The sequence below is a fragment of the Streptomyces sp. genome, from assembly GCF_035645055.1.
In the GTDB taxonomy this organism is placed as follows: Bacteria; Actinomycetota; Actinomycetes; order Streptomycetales; family Streptomycetaceae; genus Streptomyces.
The window spans coordinates 51,524-75,669 of the sequence record NZ_DASQNH010000042.1; the positions used below are offsets into that span (position 1 = coordinate 51,524).

At 72.7% G+C, this 24,146-nt stretch carries 16 protein-coding genes; 11 read left to right on the forward strand and 5 right to left on the reverse strand.

The window, feature by feature from the left end:
• Positions 1-48 precede the first annotated feature (48 nt).
• A complete protein-coding gene (locus VE614_RS14095) occupies positions 49-2,214 on the reverse strand; it encodes a RecQ family ATP-dependent DNA helicase (RefSeq protein ID WP_324936387.1) in 2,166 nt (721 codons plus the stop codon).
• A 162-nt stretch (positions 2,215-2,376) separates the two neighbouring features.
• Here VE614_RS14095 and VE614_RS14100 point away from each other — a divergent pair, with 162 nt between their 5' ends.
• The 7 genes from VE614_RS14100 (at position 2,377) to VE614_RS14130 (ending at position 13,989) form a co-directional block, all read left to right on the forward strand.
• Positions 2,377-4,074, forward strand: a complete 1,698-nt coding sequence (locus VE614_RS14100) for a DUF4192 domain-containing protein (RefSeq protein WP_324936389.1) — start codon at positions 2,377-2,379, stop codon at positions 4,072-4,074.
• An 812-nt stretch (positions 4,075-4,886) separates the two neighbouring features.
• Positions 4,887-6,827 (forward strand): glycogen debranching N-terminal domain-containing protein, encoded by a 1,941-nt coding sequence (locus tag VE614_RS14105; protein ID WP_324936391.1) that lies wholly within the window; start codon positions 4,887-4,889, stop codon positions 6,825-6,827.
• A 176-nt stretch (positions 6,828-7,003) separates the two neighbouring features.
• The gene (locus VE614_RS14110) at positions 7,004-7,762 is read left to right on the forward strand and encodes an NUDIX hydrolase (protein WP_324936393.1); all 759 of its coding nucleotides are present in this window, start codon (positions 7,004-7,006) and stop codon (positions 7,760-7,762) included.
• A 160-nt stretch (positions 7,763-7,922) separates the two neighbouring features.
• Positions 7,923-9,950, forward strand: a complete 2,028-nt coding sequence (locus VE614_RS14115) for an ATP-binding cassette domain-containing protein (protein WP_324936395.1) — start codon at positions 7,923-7,925, stop codon at positions 9,948-9,950.
• 162 nt (positions 9,951-10,112) lie between these two features.
• Positions 10,113-11,000 (forward strand): FadR/GntR family transcriptional regulator, encoded by an 888-nt coding sequence (locus VE614_RS14120; RefSeq protein ID WP_324936397.1) that lies wholly within the window; start codon positions 10,113-10,115, stop codon positions 10,998-11,000.
• 411 nt (positions 11,001-11,411) lie between these two features.
• Positions 11,412-12,950 carry an RNA polymerase sigma factor gene (locus VE614_RS14125; RefSeq protein WP_324936399.1) on the forward strand — a complete coding sequence of 513 codons (1,539 nt, stop codon included), beginning with the start codon at positions 11,412-11,414 and terminating at the stop codon, positions 12,948-12,950.
• A 181-nt stretch (positions 12,951-13,131) separates the two neighbouring features.
• Positions 13,132-13,989 carry a serine protease gene (locus VE614_RS14130; protein ID WP_324936401.1) on the forward strand — a complete coding sequence of 286 codons (858 nt, stop codon included), beginning with the start codon at positions 13,132-13,134 and terminating at the stop codon, positions 13,987-13,989.
• A gap of 120 nt (positions 13,990-14,109) precedes the next feature.
• Here the strand turns inward: VE614_RS14130 and VE614_RS14135 are convergent, their stop codons facing one another.
• Positions 14,110-14,340 carry a DUF7455 domain-containing protein gene (locus tag VE614_RS14135; RefSeq protein ID WP_324936403.1) on the reverse strand — a complete coding sequence of 77 codons (231 nt, stop codon included), beginning with the start codon at positions 14,338-14,340 and terminating at the stop codon, positions 14,110-14,112.
• A gap of 443 nt (positions 14,341-14,783) precedes the next feature.
• Here VE614_RS14135 and VE614_RS14140 point away from each other — a divergent pair, with 443 nt between their 5' ends.
• From VE614_RS14140 to VE614_RS14150, 3 genes are all read left to right on the forward strand, one after another.
• Positions 14,784-16,907 carry a DNA topoisomerase IV subunit B gene (locus tag VE614_RS14140; protein ID WP_324936405.1) on the forward strand — a complete coding sequence of 708 codons (2,124 nt, stop codon included), beginning with the start codon at positions 14,784-14,786 and terminating at the stop codon, positions 16,905-16,907.
• A gap of 140 nt (positions 16,908-17,047) precedes the next feature.
• Positions 17,048-17,569 carry a DUF485 domain-containing protein gene (locus VE614_RS14145; protein ID WP_324936407.1) on the forward strand — a complete coding sequence of 174 codons (522 nt, stop codon included), beginning with the start codon at positions 17,048-17,050 and terminating at the stop codon, positions 17,567-17,569.
• On the forward strand, positions 17,559-19,151 hold the full coding sequence (locus VE614_RS14150) for a cation acetate symporter (protein WP_324936409.1): 1,593 nt from the start codon (positions 17,559-17,561) through the stop codon (positions 19,149-19,151). Before VE614_RS14145 ends, VE614_RS14150 begins: the two co-directional genes overlap by 11 nt.
• An 85-nt stretch (positions 19,152-19,236) precedes the next feature.
• On the opposite strand, the gene VE614_RS14155 is transcribed toward VE614_RS14150, so the two are convergent.
• The 3 genes from VE614_RS14155 to VE614_RS14165 all read right to left on the reverse strand — a co-directional run bounded on the left by VE614_RS14155 (position 19,237) and on the right by VE614_RS14165 (position 22,802).
• The gene (locus VE614_RS14155) at positions 19,237-19,917 is read right to left on the reverse strand and encodes a response regulator (protein ID WP_324936411.1); all 681 of its coding nucleotides are present in this window, start codon (positions 19,915-19,917) and stop codon (positions 19,237-19,239) included.
• Positions 19,914-21,698 carry a sensor histidine kinase gene (locus VE614_RS14160; protein ID WP_324936413.1) on the reverse strand — a complete coding sequence of 595 codons (1,785 nt, stop codon included), beginning with the start codon at positions 21,696-21,698 and terminating at the stop codon, positions 19,914-19,916. Before VE614_RS14160 ends, VE614_RS14155 begins: the two co-directional genes overlap by 4 nt.
• Before the next feature lie 144 nt (positions 21,699-21,842).
• Positions 21,843-22,802 (reverse strand): sucrase ferredoxin, encoded by a 960-nt coding sequence (locus tag VE614_RS14165; protein WP_324936415.1) that lies wholly within the window; start codon positions 22,800-22,802, stop codon positions 21,843-21,845.
• A gap of 148 nt (positions 22,803-22,950) precedes the next feature.
• Here VE614_RS14165 and VE614_RS14170 point away from each other — a divergent pair, with 148 nt between their 5' ends.
• Positions 22,951-24,135, forward strand: a complete 1,185-nt coding sequence (locus VE614_RS14170) for a CobW family GTP-binding protein (protein ID WP_324936417.1) — start codon at positions 22,951-22,953, stop codon at positions 24,133-24,135.
• Positions 24,136-24,146: the final 11 nt, after the last annotated feature.

Here is a 24,146-nt window from a genome sequence, read left to right on the forward strand (position 1 = left end):
TGGATCGGTGACGGTGCGTCGGCGGGCTCGCGGGCACCGTGCCGGGCGTCAGCCCTGAACGGCCAGAACCAGGGGCAACACCCCCTGCGCGCCGGCTCGTCGGAGCATGCGGGCCACGACCGCGAGGGTCCAGCCGGTCTCCGTGAAGTCATCCACGAGCAGCACCGGTCCGTGGCGGTCGGCCAGCGTGGCGGCGAGGGCGGGCGGCACGGTCAGCGCTCCGTCGAGCACCTTGAGCCGCTGGGCGCTGTTGCTTCGGGGGACCGGTCCGCTGTCGGCGGTGTACTCGACCGTGCCCAGCAGGGGCAGCCGCCCCACGCGGGCGATGTGCTCGCCCAGGGAGCCGATCAGCTGTGGCCGGGTGCGGGAGGCGACGGTGACCACGCCGACGGGGCGCGGCTGGGCATCCGGTGCTCCCGTCGCCCAGCCGCCAGGGCCCTTGGCCCAGTCGGCCAGGACCCCCACGACCGCCTTCGCCACATCGTCCGGCACGGGACCGTCCGGCGCCTGGGGCGCGAACATCGGCCGCAGCCGGTTGCCCCAGCCGATGTCCGACAGCCGGCCCAACGCCCGCCCGGGGCTGGCCTGTTCGCCGGCCGGGATACGGCCCTTGAGGTCGACGCCGATCGCCGGCAGGCCGGTCGGCCACATCCGCCGGGGCTCCACCTCGACGCCCGCCCGCCCGAGATCCGTGCGCGCGGCATCCACGGCGGCCGTGGAGGTGTCCGCCGTGAAGCGGGGGCCCGCGCAGTTGTCGCAGCGGCCGCAGGGCTTGGCGCCTTCGTCGTCCAGTTGCCGCTGCAGGAACTCCATGCGGCAGCCGCTCGTCGAGGCGTACTCGCGCATCGCCTGCTGTTCGGCCTTCCGTTGCCGGGCGACCCAGTCGTACCGTTCGGTGTCGTACGTCCACGGCTGCCCCGTCCCGATCCAGCCGCCCTTGACCCTTCGGACCGCCCCGTCGACGTCCAGGACCTTGAGCATCGTCTCCAGGCGGGAGCGGCGCAGCTCCACCAGGGGCTCGAGAGCGGGCAGGGACAGGGGTCGGTCCGCGCGGGCGAGGACGTCGAGGGTGCGGCGGACCAGATCCTCCGGGGGGAAGGCGAGGGAGGCGAAGTACTCCCAGATCGCCTCGTCCTCCCGCCCCGGCAGGAGCAGGACCTCGGCATGTTTCACGCCACGTCCGGCGCGGCCGACCTGCTGGTAGTAGGCGATGGGGGAAGAGGGCGAGCCCAGGTGCACCACGAACCCCAGGTCGGGCTTGTCGAACCCCATACCGAGGGCGGACGTGGCGACCAGGGCCTTCACCTTGTTGGCGAGCAGATCCTCCTCCGCCTGCTGCCGCTCGGCGTTATCCGTCTTGCCCGTGTACGAGGCGACGATGTGCCCGCGGTGCCGCAGAAAGGCGGTGACCTCCTCGGCGGCGGCCACGGTGAGCGTGTAGATGATCCCCGAGCCCGGCAGTTCGTCGAGGTGGTCGGCGAGCCACGCCATCCGGTGCGCGGCGTCCGGCAACCGCAGCACGTTGAGGCTCAGGCTCTCGCGGTCCAGCGGGCCGCGCAGCACCAGGGCGTCCGAGGAGCCTCCGGTGCCGAGCTGGTCGGCGACGTCAGCGGTCACGCGCGCGTTGGCGGTGGCGGTGGTCGCGAGCACCGGGACGCCCGCCGGGAGGTCGGCGAGCATGGTCCGCAGCCGTCGGTAGTCGGGGCGGAAATCGTGGCCCCAGTCGGAGATGCAGTGCGCCTCGTCCACGACGAGGAGCCCCGTCGCCGCGGCGAGCGCGGGCAGCACCTGATCGCGGAAGTCGGGGTTGTTCAGCCGCTCCGGGCTGACCAGCAGGACGTCCACCGCACCGGCGGCGATCTCGGCCTGGACGCCGGCCCACTCCTCGGTGTTCGAGGAGTTGATCGTCCGGGCGTGGATACCGGCCCGCGCCGCGGAGTCGACCTGGTTGCGCATGAGCGCGAGCAGCGGGGAGACGATCACGGTGGGGCCGCTGCCCCGGGCGCGCAGCAGCGCCGTCGCCACGAAGTACACCGCGGACTTGCCCCATCCCGTGCGCTGGACGACCAGCGCCCGGCGCCGCTCGGCGACCAGCGCCTCGATGGCCCGCCACTGGTCCTCGCGCAGCCGTGCCGCGCCCGTCGCGTCCCCGACAAGACGGGCGAGGACCGCGTCGGCCTCCGCCCGGAGATCCGCGTTGCTCGTGTGCTCCATGAGTTCCATACAACAGGACGGCACTGACAGCGGGCACGGCGAGAAGGGGAGAGGGGGCAGCGGCGGCGGTCGTCACCCCTCCGGAGGTGCTGGTGACGTGTCCCTGATCGGAGTTATCCACAGGTCGAAGCGGAGTCTTGGATTCCGCGAGATCGTCTTCGCATGACGACGAATCACGACGAAACCACCGGTTCCTTCGACAACGACGACATCACGGGACGGGAGGGGCGGGAGGGGCAGAGCGCTCCCGACGCCCGCAGCACCGCAGAGGCGGCCCCGAAGCCTACGGCCGCCACGGACGCCGACGTCCTCGACGACCGGACCGAGACCCACCAGGTCACCCTGCGCACCCCGGCGGAACTGGCGGACGCCCTGCCGTATCTGCTCGGGTACCACCCCGAGGACAGCGTCGTGCTCGTCGCCCTGCACAACTGGGGCGGACGGGGCAGGTTCGGCGGCCGGGCCCGGCTCGGCATCCCCGCGAGCCCCGACGACTGGGCGTCGGTCGCCGCGGAGCTGACGCGCGGTCTGATGGCGGGCAGCGCCCGTCGGCGCGGTGTCCCGGAGCGGATGGTGGCCTACCTCTGCCAGGAGCCGGGCGCCGGCGAGACAGGCCGGCAGGTCATGGAACGGCTCCGGCCGCTGGCGGACGAACTGCGGCGCCAGTGCAGCAGTCGCGGCGCCCCCGTGGTCGAGGCGCTGTGCATCTCCGAGGGACGGTTCTGGTCCTACTGCTGCGAGATGAAGGGGTGCTGCCCGGCCGAGGGAGAGCCGATGGGACTGCCCGGCACCTCGGTCCTGGCGGCCGCCGCGACCTACGCCGGGATCCAGGTGCGCGGCACCCTGCGGGAGCTGCGCGCCAGGCTGCTGCCATGGGAGACCGCGGCCGCCCTGGAGCAGGAGGTCGCCCTGGACACGGCGAGCATGGCGCTCGTGCCCAGGATCCTGGACGACGCCGGCCGGGCCGGCGTGGCCGAGGAGACGCTCGCGCTGGCCGAGCGGCTCATCGGACGGCTGGCCACGGCCCGCCCGGTGTCGGGATCGCTCCTGGCGGACCTCCGCGACGACGAGCTGATCAACCACGGCGAAGCCGCCGCGCTCATCCTCGGCCTGCAGGACCGCGCGACCCGTGACCGCGCTGCGGAGTGGATGGAGGGAGACGAGGCCGGGCCCGCTCTCCGGCTCTGGCGGGCGCTGGCCCGCCGCTGCGTCGGACCCTATGGCGAGCACGCCGCCGCACCCCTGACCCTCGCCGGCTGGGTCGCCTGGTCGACCGGTGACGAACTGGAGGCCCGCGAGGCCCTGGCCATGGCACTGGGCGCGGACCCCGACTATCTCTTCGCGCGTCTCCTCCACCAGGCGGTCAACGAGGGACTGGATCCGGAGTCGATCCGCCGCTGCCTGCGCGGAGAGCGGGACGGACGTACGTCTCGCGTGACTCGCGCCGACGATGACGAGGCGGCGGACAGTGCCGGTCCCAGCGTCGTGGAGACGGTGGCAGCGGTGGAGAGGGAGGAGGCGACTGCGGCGCCGGACGACGCTCGGAACTCCGGCGGTGCCGCGCCCGACCGTGCGGACCCCGGCGCCCAGCCCACGCTCGCGCCGCCGCCGGCTCCGTCCACTCGCCGCCGCGCCCGGGCCCGCACACTCCCTTCGGGGGCGAAGACGCCGGACACGGCCAGCAGGGGACCGCGCTCCCGTACGACGGGCGCCGGTACGCACCCGGGGGCGGGACGGCCCGGCGGCACCCGTCCGCGCCTTTCGAAGGGGCCCGCGCGGCGGCGCGGCAGCTGTTCGCAAGACCCGCACTCCGGCACCGGCAGCGGCGGCACCGGGGGCGGTATGCGGGAGGACACATGAGCGTGGGGCAAGGACGTCGGCGTCGGTACCGGCGGGTGGTGAGCGCCGTCGGCGGATGGCTGTTGCCGGGCCGCCGTCGGGCGGCGTCTGGAGCGGCCCGCTTCCGGCACCGTTCTTCGGCGGTACCGGCCGATCCCAGCCGTGACCCCGGGGAGGCCCGCTCCGTTCACCTGAGTGGCGGAACGCCTGGACGGGTGATGCCGCCGTACCGCCCTTGTCCTGCCGGAACCCCTCGACCGGCGCCGGCCTCACCCGAGGCGTACAGCGCGCAGAGGAAGTCGCTCGCGATGCACCAGCCGACTCCGCCCCGGCCCGACGCTCCTCGTGAGCCGTCGGCGCGGGACGACGCTCCCCATGACCGCAGGGCCACGGGCAACGCCCATCCGATCCCTTCGCTCAGCGATCGCAGAGAGCCCGTTGGCCGCAGTCAGCCCGTTGGTCGCAGTGAGCCGGTTGGTCGTGGCGAGCCCGTTCGGCACAGTGAGCCGGTTGGTCGTGGTGAGCCCGTTGGGCACAGTGAGCAGACGGCGTCGCCGCCGGCCCGAGGCCGGGACTCGGGCGAGGCAGAGGAGGCTCCGAGCACGCACGACCCGGTGAGGACGGACGGAGCTGTCACTTCCGCCGGGACGTACGGAGGGGCGACACCTATCGGCCAGTACGGAGAGGCCGCTTCCGTTGGCCAGCACGGCCAGTACGGCCAGCACGGCCAGCGTGGCCAGCACGGAGGGGTCCTCTCCGTCGGGCAGCTCCGCCGGCCCCCCAGAGCGGGGGCGCCTGTGCCGCCACCGGCGCCCCCGCGCCGTCCTGCGGAGTTGCCTCCCACCCACACCGCCCTCATCTGCGTCGCCCTTCCGGGCCTCGCCGTCTCCACGGAACAGGGCCAGCTGACCGGACGAGGACTGGAGGGCTTCTATCGCGCGGGGCGGCGCCTGCTCTCCCGCTGCCAGGTTTGGGTCGCCGGGCGCGAGCCGCTCGCCGTGCTGACCCGGATGACGGGTGCCGGCCGGGCCCGCTTCGTGGGGACACTGCGCGTGTCTCCGCAGGCCGGACCGGACCCGGACATCGTCGTGGAGCGCGTCCGCCACGCGGATGGCACGGAGCGGATCACTCTGCGCAGTGCGGCTGCCCGCCCCCTGCGCCTGCCCCTGGAGGTGGCGCTCGGAACGGACCTGGCGGCACTCGGCGCCATCGCCGCGGGCAACGCCGGTCCGGAGCTGCCCGCCAGTGTCCACGACTCCGGTCTGCGCTGGTCCTGCCCCACCGGCGCGTCGTCGGTCTCCGCCGAGCCGCCGCCCACCGACGCGCTGGCCTCCGCGGGGCTGCTGCGCTGGGAGTTCGAACTGCCCCCGGGCGGCAGCGTCAGCGTGGAATTACGGGTGCGCCTGGACGGCGCGGCACCCCTGCGGGCGGTCGGCCGCGCGGCCACGAGCCCTCTCGCTCCCACCGCCGCGGCCGGCGACGACCCGCGGGTCGCGGCGCTCCTGCGGACCAGCGTGGACGACCTCCAGGCCCTGCTGCTGCGCGACCCCGGGCACCCCGCTGACATGTACCTCGCCGCCGGGGCGCCCTGGCGCTGCGGACCGGCCCCCGCCGAATCGCTCTCGGCAGCCCGGATGGCCCTGCCCCTCGGCACCCGGCTCGCCGCAGGCACGCTGCGGGCCCTCGCCCGTACGCAGGTCGGGGGCACCGGGCCGCGAGCCGGCCTGATCCCCGGGCCGCGGCGGGACGCCGGAGCCCATCTGCCACCGAGCTGCACCGGCACGGAGGCCACGCTGCTCTTCCCGGTGCTGCTCGCGGAGGCACGCCGCTGGGGCCTGCCGGAGCCCGACACGGAGGAACTGCTGCCGACCGCCGAACGCTGTCTGACCTGGCTGCGGACCGCCGTGGGCGACGGCGCCTACCTGCCCGACCCACAGCCCGGTGGCCTCGTCCGCTGCGAGACACAGGCGCACGCCCACCGGGCCGCCCTGCTCGGTGCCGACCTGCTCGACGCCTGCGGCAGACCGGGCGGCGCCGGGCTACGGCAGTGGGCCGGAGCGCTCCGGGCCGCTTTCCGGGAGGACTTCTGGATCGACGACCCGGGCGGCGGTCGTCCGGCCGCCGCCCGTGCGCCGGACGGGCGCCTCTTCGCGCACCTCGGGGCCACCGCGGCACACCTCCTGGACACCGGACTGCTCGGCGGCGGCGAACATGCCCCCGGCCTGCTCGACCGGGTGCGGACCGAGCAGCTCGCCCGGCTGTTCGGCGGTCCGGCGATGGACTCCGGCTGGGGGCTGCGCGGCCTGGGCGCCAAGGAAGCGGGCTACAACCCCTTCGGCCATCGCAGTGGTGCCGTACGGGTCCACGAGACGGCGGTGGCGGTCGCGGGCCTGGCAGCAGCCGGCCATGAGAAGGAGGCGAACTCGCTGCTGCGCGGCGTCCTGGCGGCGACGGAGGCCTTCGGGTACCGGCTGCCCGAGATGTACGCCGGGGAGCAGCGCACCGAGGGTGGCGCCCCGCTGCCCCATCCCGCCGCCTGCCGGCCGGCCGCCACCGCCGCGGCCGCCGGAATCCTGCTGCTGACCACCCTCACGGGCCTCCGACCGGACGCCCCGGCCCGAACGGTCACCCTCCGCCCGCCGCGCACCGCGCCTCTCGGCGAGATCTGCCTGACCGGGCTACGCGTCGCGGGCGCCCCCTTCTCCGTACGGGTGAGCCGCCTCGGCCTCGCCATGGTCGAGGAGGCCGTCGGCGGACTGCAGCTGGGGGTGTGACGCGGCGGCGAGACGGCGTCCGGCCCGGTGGGCGACAGCGGCGCAGGACGGAGAGAGGGGCGCACCGTCCCGACGCCCGGAACGACTGGTGAGACCGCGCCCAGGGCCGCAGACAGGCCATCGAAGCGACCGACGAAGGGAGTGTTTATCGTCAGGCAGACGACTATGATCGCGACATGCCCTACGACCCGTCAGCCTTTCCGCCCTTCGCCGTCACCGTGGACCTGGTCGTGCTGACCGTGCGCCGCCATGCCCTGTGCGCGCTGGCGGTACGCAGGGGCGAGCCGCCGTTCCAGGGGCGCTGGGCGCTGCCCGGCGGCTTCGTGCGGGCCGACGAGGACCTGGCGCAGGCGGCGGCGCGCGAACTGGCCGAGGAGACCGGACTGCGCGTCCACGACCCGGCCGTTCCGGCCCAGGACAACGGCGCCCACCTGGAACAGCTCGCGACCTACGGCGACCCCAAGCGGGACCCCCGCATGCGGGTGGTCAGCGTCGCCCACCTCGCTCTCGCCCCCGACCTGCCCGCGCCCCGCGCGGGCGGCGACGCCAGCAACGCCCGCTGGGCGCCGGTCGAGGAACTGCTCCAGCAGAGCGGGTACGGCCGCGACGGCGAGCCCCTGGCCCCACTCGCCTTCGACCACGCGCAGATCCTCGCGGACGGGGTGGAACGCGCCCGCTCCAAGATTGAATACTCGTCGCTGGCCACGGCGTTCTGCCCGTCCGAGTTCACCGTCGGGGAGCTGCGCCGGGTCTACGAGGCGGTCTGGGGCGTGGCCCTCGACCCGCGCAACTTCCATCGCAAGGTGACGGGCACACCCGGCTTCCTCGTTCCCACCGGCGGCACGACCACCCGCCAGGGCGGGCGCCCAGCCCAGCTCTTCCGCGCCGGCGGCGCCACTCTCCTCAACCCGCCGATGCTGCGGCCCGAGGTGTGAGCAAGCCGCACGACCGGCGGTGAGCGGGGCCCCGGGGGGCAGAGGGGCGATGAAAACGAAGAACGAAGATCCGTGAAGGGGTCCGAGATCGACGGATCCGGTCGGTGAGCGGGCCGTTCGGTGCCCGAAAAACCGTATATAGCGCGCTAAATTGCTGAAGGTGATCCAGGCCTTCGGACTGACCAGCAACCCTCGCAAGGGCCTTCCGCCCGCCGTCGACGACGTCTCCTTCGACGCGCGCGCGGGACACGTCACCGCGCTGCTCGGTGCCGCCGGCGCGGGCAAGTCGACAGTGCTCAGGCTCATGCTCGAACTCCAACAGGGCCGTGGCCTCACGCATTTCCGCGGACGCCCGCTGCACCGCATCGCGCACCCCTCGCGCGAAGTGGGCGTTCTGCTCGGCGATGTCCCCGGCCACCCGGGGCGCACCGTCCGCGGCCATCTGCGCATGCTGTGCGCCGCCGCCGGAGTGCCGGTCCGGCGGGCGGACGAAGTCCTCGAGGCGGTCGGCCTCGTCAGCCTGCGCGACGAACGGCTCGGCGCCCTCTCCCGCGGCATGGACCGCCGCCTCGGCCTGGCTTGCGCGCTGCTCGCCGACCCGCACACCCTCGTGCTCGACGACCCCGCCGACGGGCTTTCCGCCCGGGAGAGCCGCTGGCTGCACGGCATGCTGCGCGCCCACGCCACGCAGGGCGGCACCGTCCTGGTGAGCACGGCCGACCCCAAGGAGGCCGCACGGATCGCCGACCGGGTCGTCACCCTGGACGGGGGCAGGGTCGCCGCCGACCAGGCGGCGGGGGACTTCGCCCGCACCCGGCTGCGCCCGCGGGTCGCCGTCCGCACCCCGCACGCCGCCCGCCTCGCCGCACTCCTCACCAAGGAGGCCCGCACCGGGCAGCGCTCGGTCGAGGTCGCACGGGAAGGGGGCAACCGTCTGTACGTGTACGGCAGTACCTGCGCCGCCGTGGGTGACGCCGCGTTTCGGTACGGCATTCTCGTCCACCAACTCGCCGACGAGGTGGGCGACATGGGGCCCGGCGCGGGCGAGCCGGCCCCGTCCGCGCCGGGAGCCGTCGAGGGGCGGGGTCCGGCAGGGAGCGGCAGCGGCGCTGAGGGCGCCGATCGGCCGGCCCGGGCCGAGGCAGCCGCCGAGGCCGAGGCCAACGCCCCCCATGAGGTCCGGGCCGACGCATCGCAGGACTGCGACACCGCCTCGCACGTGCCCTCGGAAGCCCCCTCTGCGACCGCGGAGACATCGACCGCAGACACATCCACGACGGACCCAGCGGCCGCCGACACATCCCCCGCCGCCCCGCCCCCCGCCACGCCCCACCCCACCTCCTCCCGCCCCTCCCCACCCCCCAGCCACTCCGCCGGCCCCCTGCCCGATCTCCCACCCCCCATCTCGGTCCGTCCTGCGCCCAGCCCGCTGCGGCCGCTGCGGTACGAGCTGCGCCGGGCCACCGGGGTCGGGGCCGGGTTTCTCACCGGTGCCGTGGTGCTGGGGGTCTCGGCGCTCACCGCCGCGGTCCTGGCCCGTATCGGGCACACCCCCCAGGCGCGGCTGCTCGCCGCCTGGCCGCGGGAGCTGCCGTTGCCGCCCGCGGCGCTCGGTGCGGGGCTGCTGGGGGCGCTGGCCTTCGGGGACGAGTTCCGCCACCCCGCTCTGGCGGCGGATCGCGGCACGGTGCCCCGCCGGCTGGGGCTGCTCGCCGCCAAGCTCCTCGTCTCCGCGGCCACCGGGCTGGTCCTGGCCGTGCTGACCGTGGGGTGTGATGCCGAGGTGCTCTATCTGCTGTACGGACGGGAGCTTGTGGAGGTTCCCGTGGATTGGCTGTCACTGGGGGTGAGTTGGATCGCTCTGGTGATCGGCTGCGCCTGGGCCGGGGTGCTGGCCGCCGGGGTCTTCCGGTCCACCGCGGGCGGGCTCGCGGCGGTGGTGGCCGTGCCGGTGGTCGTCGTACCGCTCGTGCGGAAGCTCCTGGAAGGGCCGTCCGTGCGGAGTGCGGCGGGTTTCCCGCTGCGGCTGCGTGAGGTGCTGCTCTCCCAGTGGCCTTTCGGCGGGGAGCGTTATGTGTCGGCCGTGGCGCGGGTGATCGGGCAACCCGTGGGCAGTGCGCTGACGTTGTCGCTGGTCACGCTGCTCTGCGCGTATCTGCTCGCGACCCTGCGACGGAGGGCCAGGTGACAATTGCCCGCGCCCTTCCGGTCCGGCTCGTGCACAACTCCCTCGTAGAACGCCCGTTTCTTTCCGATAAGGCGTCAATTGCGGCGTTGTGAGCGATCACCCTTTCGTGTGCTTTTCACCAAAGACCTCAAGGGAGTTGGACACGGCGCCGACAAAGGATCCGTGAGTACCCTTGCGCACACCATGATGACCCCCGCCCGCGCCGCAGACTCCGGCCTCGCCGGCCCGGGCGAACTCGACCGCTACCCCTACGCAGAGGCCGCCGCCGCAGACCGCGTCGGGGCCCCCGCCTGGGAGGGCGCGGACCCCGAGCTGCGCCGGGTGGGCCGGCGGACCGCGGGCAGCCGAGGCCGCGGCCTGCACGGCCAACTCGTCCAGCAGCTCGGCCAGATGATCGTCTCCGGCGACCTGGGCGCGGACCGTCCGCTGGTGCCCGAGGAGATCGGCCAGCGCTTCGAGGTGTCCCGCACCGTCGTCCGCGAGTCGCTGCGCGTCCTGGAGGCCAAGGGCCTGGTCAGCGCCCGCCCGAACGTCGGCACGCGCGTGCGTCCCGTCAGCGACTGGAACCTGCTCGACCCGGACATCATCGAGTGGCGGGCCTTCGGCCCCCAGCGCGACGACCAGCGCCGTGAGCTGAGCGAGCTGAGGTGGACGATCGAACCGCTCGCCGCGCGGCTGGCGGCCGGCCACGGCCGCGAGGACGTCCAGCAGCGCCTGTCCGACATGGTCGAGATCATGGGCCACGCCATGGGGCAGGGTGACGCGCTCACCTTCTCCCGCGCGGACACCGAGTTCCACTCGCTGCTCATCCAGGTCGCCGGCAACCGCATGCTGGAGCACCTCTCCGGCATCGTCTCGGCGGCCCTCCACGTCTCCGGGGGGCCGGTCACCGGCTGTGACCGGCCGAACGAGGCGACGCTGGTCCACCACGGCCGGATCGTCGACGCCCTCGCCGCGGGGGACGGCGCGGCGGCCGAGGCGGCCATGCGGCAGCTGCTCACCGTCCACCCCGAGGTGGAGCGCGTCGTTCCCGCGCCGCGCGAGCACTGAGCAAGCCCCCGGACGTCACGGCCGAAGGGCTTCCTCCTTCTTCCTCTCTCCGGCATCACCCGGCCTGGCGAGCCGTCTCCCGTCGGATCTCGCAGGATCCACCGGACCTGCGGGGTCCGACGCCGCGACGAACGCCGGCCGGACCGCATATGACCTCCTATGTGCGTGTCTGTCTGCTTTTGATCGCTTACGGGGTGTGACTCGGGCCACGCGGATTGGGCGTAACGCTCGGGGGAACAGCGCGATGACCTAAGAGGTGACAGCCGCGGAGGGAATACGGACGCCGTTCAAGGCGCTGTGCATCTTCCCGGCCCCCGCCCGCGCCGTCGGCCCATTCCCAAGCCGGCGGTCGGCTCTCGTCCGCCGTGGACGGGGCCGGAAGTCGTTTTCCAACGTTCCGAGAGGTTGTTCGTGTCGGCCAGCACATCCCGTACGCTCCCGCCGGAGATCGCCGAGTCCGTCTCTGTCATGGCGCTCATTGAGCGGGGAAAGGCTGAGGGGCAGATCGCCGGCGATGACGTGCGTCGGGCCTTCGAAGCTGACCAGATTCCGGCCACTCAGTGGAAGAACGTACTGCGCAGCCTCAATCAGATCCTCGAGGAAGAGGGTGTGACGCTGATGGTCAGTGCCGCAGAACCCAAGCGCACCCGAAAGAGCGTCGCAGCGAAGAGCCCGGCCAAGCGCACCGCCACCAAGGCGGTCGCGGCGAAGACGGTGACCACTCGTAAGGCCACCGCCACCTCGGCCGCGCCGGCCACGCCCGTCGACCCTGCCGTCGACCCCACCGAGGAAGCCGCGCCCGCGAAGAAGGCCGCTGCCAAGAAGACGACCGCCAAGAAGGCGGTCGCGAAGAAGACCACCGCCAAGAAGACGGCGGCCAAGAAGACCAGCGCCAAGAAGGACGACGTCGAGCTGCTCGACGAAGAGGTCCTCGAGGACACCAAGGTCGCCGACGAGCCCGAGAGCGCCGAGAGCGCCGGCTTCGTCCTGTCCGACGAGGACGAGGACGACGCCCCCGCGCAGCAGGTCGCCGCGGCCGGTGCCACCGCCGACCCGGTCAAGGACTACCTCAAGCAGATCGGCAAGGTCCCCCTGCTCAACGCCGAGCAGGAGGTCGAGCTGGCCAAGCGCATCGAGGCGGGTCTGTTCGCCGAGGACAAGCTGGCCAACGCCGACAAGCTCGCCCCGAAGCTCAAGCGCGAGCTGGAGATCATCGCCGAGGACGGCCGCCGCGCCAAGAACCACCTGCTGGAGGCCAACCTTCGTCTGGTGGTCTCCCTGGCCAAGCGTTACACCGGCCGCGGCATGCTCTTCCTGGACCTCATCCAGGAGGGCAACCTCGGTCTGATCCGCGCGGTCGAGAAGTTCGACTACACCAAGGGCTACAAGTTCTCCACGTACGCCACCTGGTGGATCCGCCAGGCGATCACCCGCGCGATGGCCGACCAGGCCCGCACCATCCGTATTCCGGTGCACATGGTCGAGGTCATCAACAAGCTCGCGCGCGTCCAGCGCCAGATGCTCCAGGACCTGGGCCGCGAGCCCACCCCGGAGGAGCTGGCCAAGGAACTCGACATGACCCCCGAGAAGGTCATCGAGGTCCAGAAGTACGGCCGCGAGCCGATCTCGCTGCACACCCCGCTGGGCGAGGACGGCGACAGCGAGTTCGGTGACCTCATCGAGGACTCCGAGGCCGTCGTCCCGGCCGACGCGGTCAGCTTCACGCTCCTCCAGGAGCAGCTGCACTCGGTCCTGGACACCCTGTCCGAGCGGGAGGCCGGCGTCGTCTCCATGCGTTTCGGTCTCACCGACGGTCAGCCGAAGACCCTCGACGAGATCGGCAAGGTCTACGGCGTCACGCGTGAGCGCATCCGCCAGATCGAGTCCAAGACCATGTCGAAGCTGCGCCACCCGTCGCGTTCGCAGGTGCTGCGCGACTACCTCGACTAGGTCCAGCCCGGCCTGCTCGCCGCCGTACGACATCGAAGGCCCGGCTCCGCGGAAGCGGTGCCGGGCCTTCGCGCTGAGCAGGGGCGGTGGCGGGCGGGCGCAGTGGTGCCGAGCGGGTGCGGGGCGCGGTGCTCTCAATCACTCTGGGTGTTCCATGAACGCCCCGGAGTGAGGAGTTCGCATGCGTCGTCCCCTTGTCCGAGCACTGACCCGTCCCCTGGCCGGGGTGGCTGTCGCGGCCGCGATACCGCTGGTACCGGCGGTCTCCGCCGCTCCCGCGGCAGCAGAGGGCATAGTCGTGGGCGGGTTTCCTGTCGAGGTGTCCCAGGCTCCCTGGACGGTGGCGCTCTCCAGCCGTGACCGGTTCGGGGGAACGCGATCCGGGCAGTTCTGCGGCGGGGTGGCGGTCGGCCCCACCACCGTGCTCACGGCGGCGCACTGTCTGGAGGAGGAGGTCCTGGGGTCTCCGCCGCACCAGGTACCTGATCTCAAGGTGATCACCGGGCGTACGGATCTGCGCACCGATCAGGGCCAGGAGGTGGCGGTGCGCGAGAGCTGGGTGAATCCGGGCTACGACGATGCCAGCAACAGCGGGGACTTCGCGGTGCTGACGCTCGCCGAGCCGCTGCCGCAGAACGCGCTCCTCCCGATGGCCGGCGCGGACGACCCTGCGTACGCCCCCGGCACGCGGGCCGTGGTGTACGGCTGGGGCGACGCCTCGGGTCTGGGCGACTACGCGGACGGGCTGCGGGCCGCGAGCGTCCAGGTGCTGCCCGACGCGCTCTGTGAGCGGGCGTATCCAGCCGGCGGCGATGGCAGCTATGTTGCCGAAGCCATGGTCTGCGCTGGGGAGCGGCAGGGTGGCCGGGACGCGTGCCAGGGGGACAGCGGGGGACCGCTGGTGGCCCAGGGGCGCCTCATCGGGCTGGTGTCCTGGGGGAGCGGCTGCGGGCGCTCCGGCAGTCCCGGCGTCTATACGCGGGTCTCGGACGCCCTGCGGAAGCTGGGCTGGGACTGCGCGGGCCGGGGGGCAGCGTGAGGGCCTTCGACGGAGCCTGAGGTTCCGGGCGGGCAGGACGACGGGCGGCCGGCCCTGGGTGCAGGGGCGGCCGCCCGTTCACCGGCCTGTGCCGGGGCTGGCTCGTCGTGGACGCGAATATCAGCGCTCTTCTTCGGAGGCGTGGTTGGGAACGGTCGTGAGGCGCTCGGTCTCGTCCTGTATCTCAGCGGCGATCTTCTTGAGTTCCGGCTCGAACTTGCGGCCGTGGTGGGCGCAGAAGAGCAGTTCTCCGCCGCTCAGCAGGACGACGCGCAGGTATGCCTGGGCGCCGCAGCGGTCGCAGCGATCAGCGGCCGTCAGCGGGCTCGCGGGGGTCAGAACAGTAGTCACGTCGCCTCTTCTCTAGCTCGACGAGCTGTCGTACCAGGGTCAACATCCAACCAGCCCCAAAACGTTCCCGCTCGCGGCTTTTCCTCGAAAGATTTTTTTCCGAGGCGGCTGGCTGCTGCCGGTTGGCGGCGAATGTGCCGTAGTGCGTGTCTGTGTGTCGTACGGTTTCGCGCGTTCGTATCGGTCTCGGTCCTGCCGGCTGGGTTGCCGGTTGTTCATGAGGACGTGCCCGGAGCCTAAATGGTTCATGCCTGGAAGGGAACGTGATATGTACTTCACCCTATCGAGGGATCGAACGTGTATGCGACTGTGGACTAGTCTGCGTTCATGACGAGGGTGGCGTTACAGCGGCTCTACCAGGCCTCGGTACCCTCTGAGCGGCTACCCGAGCCACGGCCTTACCCCGATGGGCCCCATCTGAAATTCAGCGAGGAGCGAACCGCGTGACCGCCGAGACGTCCGTGCCGTCCACAGCTCTGCTGGCAGGAGCAGACCGGGACGGTTCCAACTACACCGCGCGGCACCTGCTCGTCCTGGAGGGGCTGGAGGCCGTCCGCAAGCGCCCGGGCATGTACATCGGATCGACCGACAGCCGCGGTCTGATGCACTGCCTCTGGGAGATCATCGACAACTCCGTCGACGAGGCCCTGGGCGGCCACTGCGATCACATCGAGGTGATCCTGCACGACGACGGCTCGGTGGAGGTGCGCGACAACGGCCGCGGCATCCCGGTCGACGTCGAGCCCAAGACCGGTCTGTCCGGCGTCGAGGTCGTGATGACCAAGCTGCACGCCGGCGGCAAGTTCGGCGGCGGTTCCTACGCCGCCTCCGGTGGTCTGCACGGCGTCGGCGCCTCCGTGGTGAACGCGCTCTCCGCGCGGCTGGACGTCGAGGTGGACCGCGGCGGCCACACCCACGCGATCAGCTTCCGGCGCGGCGTGCCCGGTGCCTTCGCCGCGTCCGGCCCGGACGCGAAGTTCGAGGCCAAGAGCGGCCTGCGCAAGGCCAAGAAGATCCCCAGGACCCGCACCGGCACCCGCGTGCGGTACTGGGCCGACCGCCAGATCTTCCTCAAGGACGCCAAGCTCTCCCTGGAGAACCTGCACCAGCGCGCACGCCAGACCGCGTTCCTGGTGCCCGGCCTGACCATCGTCGTCCGCGACGAGTTCGGCCTCGGCGAGGGTGGCAGCAAGGGCGAGGAGTCCTTCCGCTTCGACGGCGGCATCAGCGAGTTCTGCGAGTTCCTGGCAGCCGACAAGCCCATCTGCGACGTGCTCCGCTTCACCGGCCAGGGCACCTTCAAGGAGACCGTTCCGGTCCTCGACGAGCACGGCCAGATGACACCCACCGAGGTCACCCGGGAACTCGGCGTCGACGTCGCCCTGCGCTGGGGCACGGGCTACGAGACGACCGTCAAGTCCTTCGTGAACATCATCGCCACTCCCAAGGGCGGCACCCATGTCGCCGGCTTCGAGCAGGCGATCGCCAAGACGATGAACGAGGTGCTGCGCGCCAAGAAGCTGCTGCGCGTCGCCGAGGACGACATCGTCAAGGACGACGCCCTGGAGGGCTTGACCGCGGTCGTCACCGTCCGCCTCGCCGAGCCGCAGTTCGAGGGGCAGACCAAGGAGGTGCTCGGCACCTCGGCGGCCCGCCGCATCGTGAACAACGTGGTCACCAAGGAGCTGAAGGCGTTCCTCACCGCCACGAAACGTGACGCGGCGCAGCAGGCCCGGGTGGTCCTGGAGAAGGCCGTCGCCGCCGCGAGGACCCGCATCGCGGCCCGTCAGCACAAGGACGCGCAGCGTCGCAAGACGGCCCTGGAGTCGTCCTCGCTGCCCGCGAAGCTCGCCGACTGCCGTAGCGACGACGTCGACCGCAGCGAGCTGTTCATCGTCGAGGGAGACTCCGCGCTCGGCACCGCCAAGCTCGCCCGGAACTCCGAGTTCCAGGCGCTGCTGCCGATCCGCGGCAAGATCCTCAACGTCCAGAAGTCGTCCGTGACCGACATGCTCAAGAACGCCGAGTGCGGCGCGATCATCCAGGTCATAGGGGCGGGCTCGGGCCGGACGTTCGACATCGACGCCGCCCGCTACGGCAAGATCATCATGATGACCGACGCCGATGTGGACGGCTCCCACATCCGGACCCTGCTGCTCACGCTGTTCCACCGCTACATGCGGCCCATGGTCGAGGCCGGCCGGGTGTTCGCCGCGGTCCCGCCGCTGCACCGGATCGAGCTGATCCAGCCCAAGAAGGGCCAGGACAAGTACGTGTACACGTACTCGGACCGGGAACTGCGCGACAAGCTCATGGAGTTCCAGAGCAAGGGCGTCCGGTACAAGGACTCGATCCAGCGCTACAAGGGCCTGGGCGAGATGGACGCCGACCAGCTGGCCGAGACCACGATGGACCCGCGCCACCGCACCCTGCGCCGCATCAACCTCTCCGACCTGGACGCCGCCGAGCAGGTCTTCGACCTGCTGATGGGCAACGACGTGGCGCCCCGCAAGGAGTTCATCTCCAGCTCGGCGGCGACGCTGGACCGGTCGCGTATCGACGCGTAGCCGCTGTGCGGGACCCTGACCGGGTGGCCCCTGTGAGGGCTGCCCGGCCGCGGCGGCGGCCCGTCGTCGGGGTCACCTGATGGGGTGAAGGGCGTCGAGAAGAAGAGCCAGGGACCTTTCCGTTCTGTCCATGCTTGGGCATGCGCTCAAGTGACGGTCGTCCCCGTGACGCCAGAAGTGTGCGGTACGACGATCCCTGGTACGCCGCACTCGCCTCCGGCTGGGGCGAGGCGGACGGGTTCCCCGCGCGCGTGCCCGCCACGGCCTCCGAGTGGCCCGGGCGGGCCGAGCGGACGGAGCCCCGGGACGGTGCGGTGAGCGCCGCGGACGTCTACCTCGAGGTGCAGCGCAGCGCCGCCTTCCAGGAGGTGCGGAACCGGTACCGCCGGTTCGTCGTCCCGGCGTTCGCCGCCTTCTTCACCTGGTACGTCGGCTACGTCATCGCCGCCACCACCGCGCCCGGACTCATGGCCCGGCCCGTGGCGGGCGCGGTGAACGTGGCGATGCTGGCCGGGCTCGGGCAGTTCCTCTCCACCTTCCTGCTCACCTGGGCGTACGCCCGGCACGCCCGGCTGCGCAGGGACCGCGCGGCGCTCGAACTGCGCTGGGACACCCAGGAACTGACGCGCGGCATCCGCAGGGCGGTGCCCGGTGACCGGTGAGCACCAGACCCTGGCCCTTCTGCTGTTCAGCGTCTTCGTCGCCGTGACACTGGCGATCACGAGCTGGGTGAGCCGTGACCGGCACGGCTCGGCCGAGGAGTTCTACGCGGGCGGACGGCTCTTCTCGCCGATGGAGAATGGTTTTGCCATCGCCGGTGACTACATGTCGGCCGCATCCTTCCTCGGCATCTCCGGTCTCATCGCGCTCTTCGGCTACGACGGGCTGCTGTACTCGGTGGGCTTCCTGGTGGCCTGGCTGGTGGTGCTCTTCCTGGTCGCCGAACTGGTCCGCAACTGCGGGCGGTTCACCCTCGCCGACGTGGTCGCCGCGCGGATGCGGGAACGGCCGGTGCGGATCGCGGCGGGAACTTCCTCGGTCACCGTGTCCGTTCTGTATCTGGTGGCGCAGATGGTGGGGGCGGGCAGCCTGGTCGCGCTGCTGCTGGGCGGGACGAGCGCAGCCGCGCAGACCTGGACGGTGATCGGGGTCGGCGCCCTGATGGTCGTCTATGTGTCGTGGGGAGGGATGCGGGCCACCACCTGGATCCAGATCGTGAAGGCGGTCCTGCTGATGGGCGGGGCGATCACGCTGACCGCGCTCGTGCTGGTGCGGTTCCACGGCGACGTCGACCAGCTGCTGCGCACCGCGGCGGACCGCAGTGGCCACGGCGCGGCGTTCCTGGCGCCCGGCCTGAAGTACGGCGGGGACTGGACCGCCCGCTTCGACTTCATCAGCCTCGGACTCGCGCTGGTGCTGGGCACGGCCGGGCTGCCGCACATCCTGTCCCGCTTCTACACCGTGCCCACGGCACGCGCGGCGCGGCGCTCGGTCGTCTGGTCGATCGGGCTCATCGGCGGCTTCTACCTGATGACGATCGTCCTCGGCTTCGGCGCGGCCGCGCTCGTGGGCCCGCAGGCCGTGCGCGCGTCGAACGCGGCCGGGAACACGGCGGTCCCGCTGCTGGCGCTCGACCTGGGCGGCGGCGCGCACTCCACGGGCGGAACGGTTCTCTTCGCGGTCGTCGCCGCGGTCGCCTTCGCCACCATCCTCGCGGTGGTCGCCGGAATCACCCTCGCCTCCTCGGCGTCCGTCGCCCACGACCTGTACGCCTCGCTGCGCCGCGGACGCGCGAAGCCGCGCAGCGAGGTGGCCGTGGCGAGGGTGGCGGCGGCCGGCATCGGAGTCGTCGCGATCGCCCTCGGGCTGCTCGCCCGGGACCTCAACGTCGCCTTCCTGGTGGGCCTGGCGTTCGCCGTCGCCGCGTCCGCGAATCTGCCGGTGCTGCTCTACTCGCTGTTCTGGCGGCGCTTCACCACCCGGGGCGCGGTCTGGTCCGTCTACGGAGGCCTGCTCCCGGCCGTGGCGCTGGTGCTGCTGTCACCCGTCGTCTCGGGCAGCCCCGACGCGCTGTTCCCGCACGCCGACTTCCAGTACTTCCCGCTGCAGAACCCGGGTCTCGTCTCCATCCCGCTGGGCTTCCTCGCCGGCTGGCTCGGCACGGTCACCTCGGCGGAGCTGCCGGACGAGGCCAAGCACGCGGAGACGGAAGTGCGGTCGCTGACGGGGGCGGGGGCGGCGTGAAGCGGGCGAGGAACCGTCGAGAAGACAGCGGATCCCGTCCGTATCCAAGGGGGCACGGTCCTTCCCCCGCCCCACGGGCCGTGCCTCAGGCGCGGGTCGCCCACACGTAACGGTGTTCCGGGCGGCCCGCGTCGCCGTACTTCAGGGTCAGCGTGGCCCGCCCGGTGCGCTCCAGGAGCTTCAGATAGCGCTGGGCGGTCTGCCGGCTCACCCCGGTGCGTTCGGCGATCTCCTGGGCCGACAGCGGCCCTTCGGCGTTCATCAGGCACTGCCGCACCGACTCGGCCGTAGCGGGGGAGTGCCCCTTCGGCAGATCCGGCTCCGACGGCGCGGACAGCGCGCCGAAGATGCGGTCGACCTCCGCCTGCTCCGCCTCGCCGCCGCCGTCGAGGGTGCGGCGCAGCTGCGCGTACGCCTCCAGCTTGGCGCGCAGCCCCGCGAAGGCGAACGGCTTGACCAGGTACTGCAGCGCGCCGTGCCGCATCGCCGCCTGCACCGTCGAGACGTCGCGGGCCGCCGTCACCATGATCACGTCGGTCTGGTGGCCGCGCCTGCGCATCTCCTGCACCACCGCAAGGCCCGTCCCGTCGGGCAGATAGTGGTCCATGAGGACCAGATCCACGTGCGGCAGCGTCTCCAGCAACCGCAGCGCCTCCGCGGCCTGGTGCGCCTCGCCGGCGACATGGAAGCCCGGCACCTTCTCCACGTACGCGGCGTTCACCCGCGCGACCCTGGTGTCGTCGTCCACGACCAGGACCTCGATCATCGCGTCTCCTCCTCGGCGGACCGCGCGGCGGACGGCACGGCGCGGGCGGACTTCGGGCTCGATGGGGTCCGGGCGGAGTCCGTGCCCGGTACGGCACCGTCGGTACCCGTGCCCGGTACGGTTCCGGTGGACTCCGCGCCCGGCACGCTCACAGCGGGCCGCGGCGGCCCCGGCTCGGCCAGCGCCTCGGGCAGAACCACGGTGAACTCCGCGCCCCCGCCGGGCGCCTCGCCCACCGTCACCGTGCCGCCCTGCCGCTCCGCGAGCCGGCGCACCAGGGACAGCCCGATGCCGCGCTTGCGGTGGGCGGGCGGCTCCTTCGTCGACCATCCGTCGGTGAAGACGACCTCGCGCCGCTCCTCGGGGATGCCGGGCCCGGTGTCGCGCACCGTGAGCACGGCGGTGCGGCCCTCGGCCTGCAATTCGACCTCCACGCGCGCGTGGGGTGTGCCCGCGACGGCGTCCAGCGCGTTGTCGACCAGGTTGCCGACGATGGTGACCAGCCCCCGTGCGTCGATCAGCCGGTCCGGCAGGCCGGTGCGGCCGGAGAGCCGCAGCGCCACGCCGCGCTCGGCCGCGACGGTCGCCTTGCCGACCAGCAGGGCGGCGAGCAGCGGGTCCTGGATCCGCTCGGTGATCTGTTCCGCCGTGGCCCGGTGATCACCCACCACCTCGCCGACGAACTCCACGGCGTCCTCGTACATCTCCAGTTCGAGCAGCCCCAGCAGGGTGTGCATCCGGTTGGCGTGCTCGTGGTCCTGGGCGCGCAGGGCGTCGATCAGGCCCCGGGTGGAGTCCAGCTCCCGGCCCAGCTGCTCCAGCTCGGTGCGGTCGCGCAGGGTGGCGACCGCCCCTCCGTCGTCGGTGGGCATGCGGTTGGCGACCAGCACCCGCTGCCCCCGCACGGTGAGCAGATCGGTGCCCGTGACCCGGCCGGCCAGCACATCGGCCGTACGTCCCCCGCCCAGCGCCTCGTCCAGGGAGTGCCCCACCGCCTCGTCCCCGAGGCCCAGCAGACGCCGCGCCTCGTCGTTCAGCAGCCGGATCCGGCCCGCGCGGTCCAGGGCCACCACGCCCTCCCGGATGCCGTGCAGCATCGCCTCCCGCTCCGCCAGCAGGGCCGCGATGTCGGAGAACGCCAGGTCCCGGGTCTGTCGCTGCACCCGGCGGGCGATCAGCCACGCGGCCAGCGCGCCGACGGCCAGGGCGCCACCGGCGTACGCCAGCAGCTCCGGGATCGCGTGGACGAGCCGTGCGCGGACACTGTCGTACGCGATGCCGACCGACACCGCTCCGACGATCTCGCCGTCGCCGTCGCGCAACGGCACCTTGCCGCGCGCGGAGCGGCCCAGGGTGCCCTCGTCGATCTCCATGACCTCCCGGCCGGCGAGCGCCTCGCTGGGGTCGGTGGAGACGTGCCGGCCGATCTCCTCCGGCTCGGTGTGCGACCAGCGCACGCCGCGCGTGTCCATGACCACGACGTACTCGGCCCGGGTGGCCTCGCGGATCCGCTCCGCCTCGCGCTGGACGGGCCCGTCGGGCGTCGGGGGTGTACCGCGGACGTCCTCGGCGAGCCGCGGCTGGGCGGCGGTGGTCTGCGCGATCGCCAGCGCCCGGCGCATCGCCTGGTCGTCCAGCTGATCGCTGAGCGGTGCGAGGAACAGCCCGGTCGCGAGCACCGCGACTCCCGCGGCGATCGCCACCTGCATCAGCAGCACCTGCGAGAACACCCGGCGCGGCAGGCCGAGACGCAAGCGGCGGGCGGGGGGCGTGGGGCTCATACCCATGACGGTACGTGGCGGGAGCGCCCGCGCCGAAGCGCGGGGGCGTCGGGGGCTCCTCCCGCCCGCCCGCGGATGCCCGTACGTCCGTGCGCCCGGCTTCCCGCGCGGAGGCGTTCTTCTCGTCCGCGCGGAGGGGGCGGGTCAGCCCGCGAGGGCCGCCGGTGTCAGTTCGCGGACCGCGACGACGTCCATCCGCGCGGGGGCGCCCAGGACCGAGGTGCCGCAGCTCTCCGGCCGCGGCGGCTCCGACGCCCCCTGGGCCACCAGGACGCGCCAGCAGCGGCCGTCGGCATGGGCGACGGTCACCTCCCAGCGCGGAGCCGCACCGGCCGTCCGTACGGCGTTCTCGGTCCGTACCACGCTCAGCGCGTCCGCCGCGTACTCCCGCACCGCCCGCCGAACCGCCAGCTCGGCCGCCTGGCCGGGCCGCTCCCAGGCGGAGCTGCCCCGGCACCCGTCGACGACGATCCGGCCCTCCTGGACGGCGTGCAGGACCTCCTTGACGCCGTGGGCCTCGGCCCGGCCGTAGGCGTAGCCGTACGGCAGGACGAGCAGCGTCGGCGAGAAGCGGTGACCGCCGAGATGGGTGACCTCCCAGACGCCCTCCACACCGGACGCGGCCAGTTCGGCGGCGAGGGGGCGGCCCAGCAGGGCGCAGCAGCGGTCGCGTTTGCCGTTGGTGCACACCAGGGCGAGGGGGTCACCGGTGTGGGGGCGGCCCTGGAGGACGGTGTCGAAGGCGCGGTGGTCGCCCCGCCCCAGGGCGGCGAAGTCCAGGTCGAGCAGCCGGCGGGGGTCGTCGGCCGTGGCGGTGCGCAGCCAGGTGCTGCCGGGCACGGTGTGGGCGGCGTAGATCCGGCGGACGGCGGGCGTACGGCAGTCCGCGTGGCGGCCGGGGCGGCGGATGAGCGCGATGCGTACGCCCGTGCCCTTCGCGGCGGCTTCCAGGGCACGGCCCAGCGCGGGATCCAGGTGGCTCGAGGTGAGCGCCCTGGCGCCCCACGGGCCGGGCTGTTCCACCAGGAGCCAGGTCCTGGCGGTGGCCGCGGTTCCGGAAATGGGCTCGTCGAGGCTCCGGGAGACGGTCGCACACGTACTCACAGAGGTGAGCCTAACCTGACTTGGTCATCAGATGCCTCCGGTCGCGGTGTTGTCCTACTCCGGGAGGGTATGGGCGTCCGGTAAGGCCCTGCCGACGGCTCGTATCCTGGGCGTCGCAGTCAGTTCCCGGTCGGAGAGAGGTCATACGTTGGGGCAGAGCCCGAGGCCGCACCAGATCCCGGTCGTCGTCCTCGCCGGATTCCTGGGCTCCGGCAAGACGACCCTCCTCAACCACCTGCTGCACCGCAGCGGAGGCAGCCGGATCGGTGCCGTGGTGAACGACTTCGGCGCCATCGAGATCGACGCCATGGCGGTGGCCGGCGCGCTCGGCGACTCCACCGTCTCCCTCGGCAACGGATGCCTGTGCTGCGCGGTCGACGCCGGTGAGCTGGACCTCTACCTCGACCGGCTCGCCCGGCCCGAGGCCGGCATCGACGTCATCGTGATCGAGGCCAGCGGGCTCGCCGAGCCGCAGGAACTGGTCCGTATGGTGCTGGCGAGCGAGAACCCGCGCGTGGTCTACGGCGGGCTCGTCGAGGTCGTGGACGCCGCCGAGTTCGACGGCACGCGCGCGAAGCACCCCGAGATCGACCGGCACCTCGCCCTCGCCGACCTCGTGGTGGTCAACAAGCTGGACCGGGCCCCGGACGCCGAACGCGTCCTCGGTCAGGTCCGCTCCCTCACCGACCGGGCCGCCGTCGTTCCCGCGACCTACGGCCGGATCGACCCCGAGTTCCTGTTCGACTGCCGGCCGAGCGAGGAGCGCGTCGGGCAGCTGTCCTTCGACGACCTGCACCAGGAGGCGTACGACGGCGCACACGAGGGCCAGGAGGACGAGGCGCGGGGCCACGCCGGGCACCTGCACACCGGCTACGACAGCCTGTCCTTCGTCTCCGACGTCCCGCTCGACCCCCGGCGGCTGATGCGGTTCCTCGACAGCCGGCCGGAGGGGCTGTACCGGATCAAGGGCTATGTCGACTTCGGCGCCCACGACTCCCGCAACCGCTACGCCGTCCACGCCGTCGGGCGGTTCCTGCGGTTCTACCCGGAGCCCTGGGCGCCCGGCGCCGGACGGCTCACCCAGCTCGTGCTGATCGGCTCCGGCATCGACGCCCGGCTCCTCGGCAAGGAACTGGAGGCGTGCAGGAGCGACGCCCCGCACACCGCCGACGAGCACGGCATGTGGGGCGTCCTGCGCTACGTCCAGGACCCGGAGGACCGGGACGAGCCGGACCCCGGGCCGGACACAGACGCCGAACCGCTCGCGTCCGAATCGCTCGTTCTCGAGCCGCTCGACCCCGAGCCGCTCGACCCGGACTCCGGCGACCACTGAAGCCGGGCCGG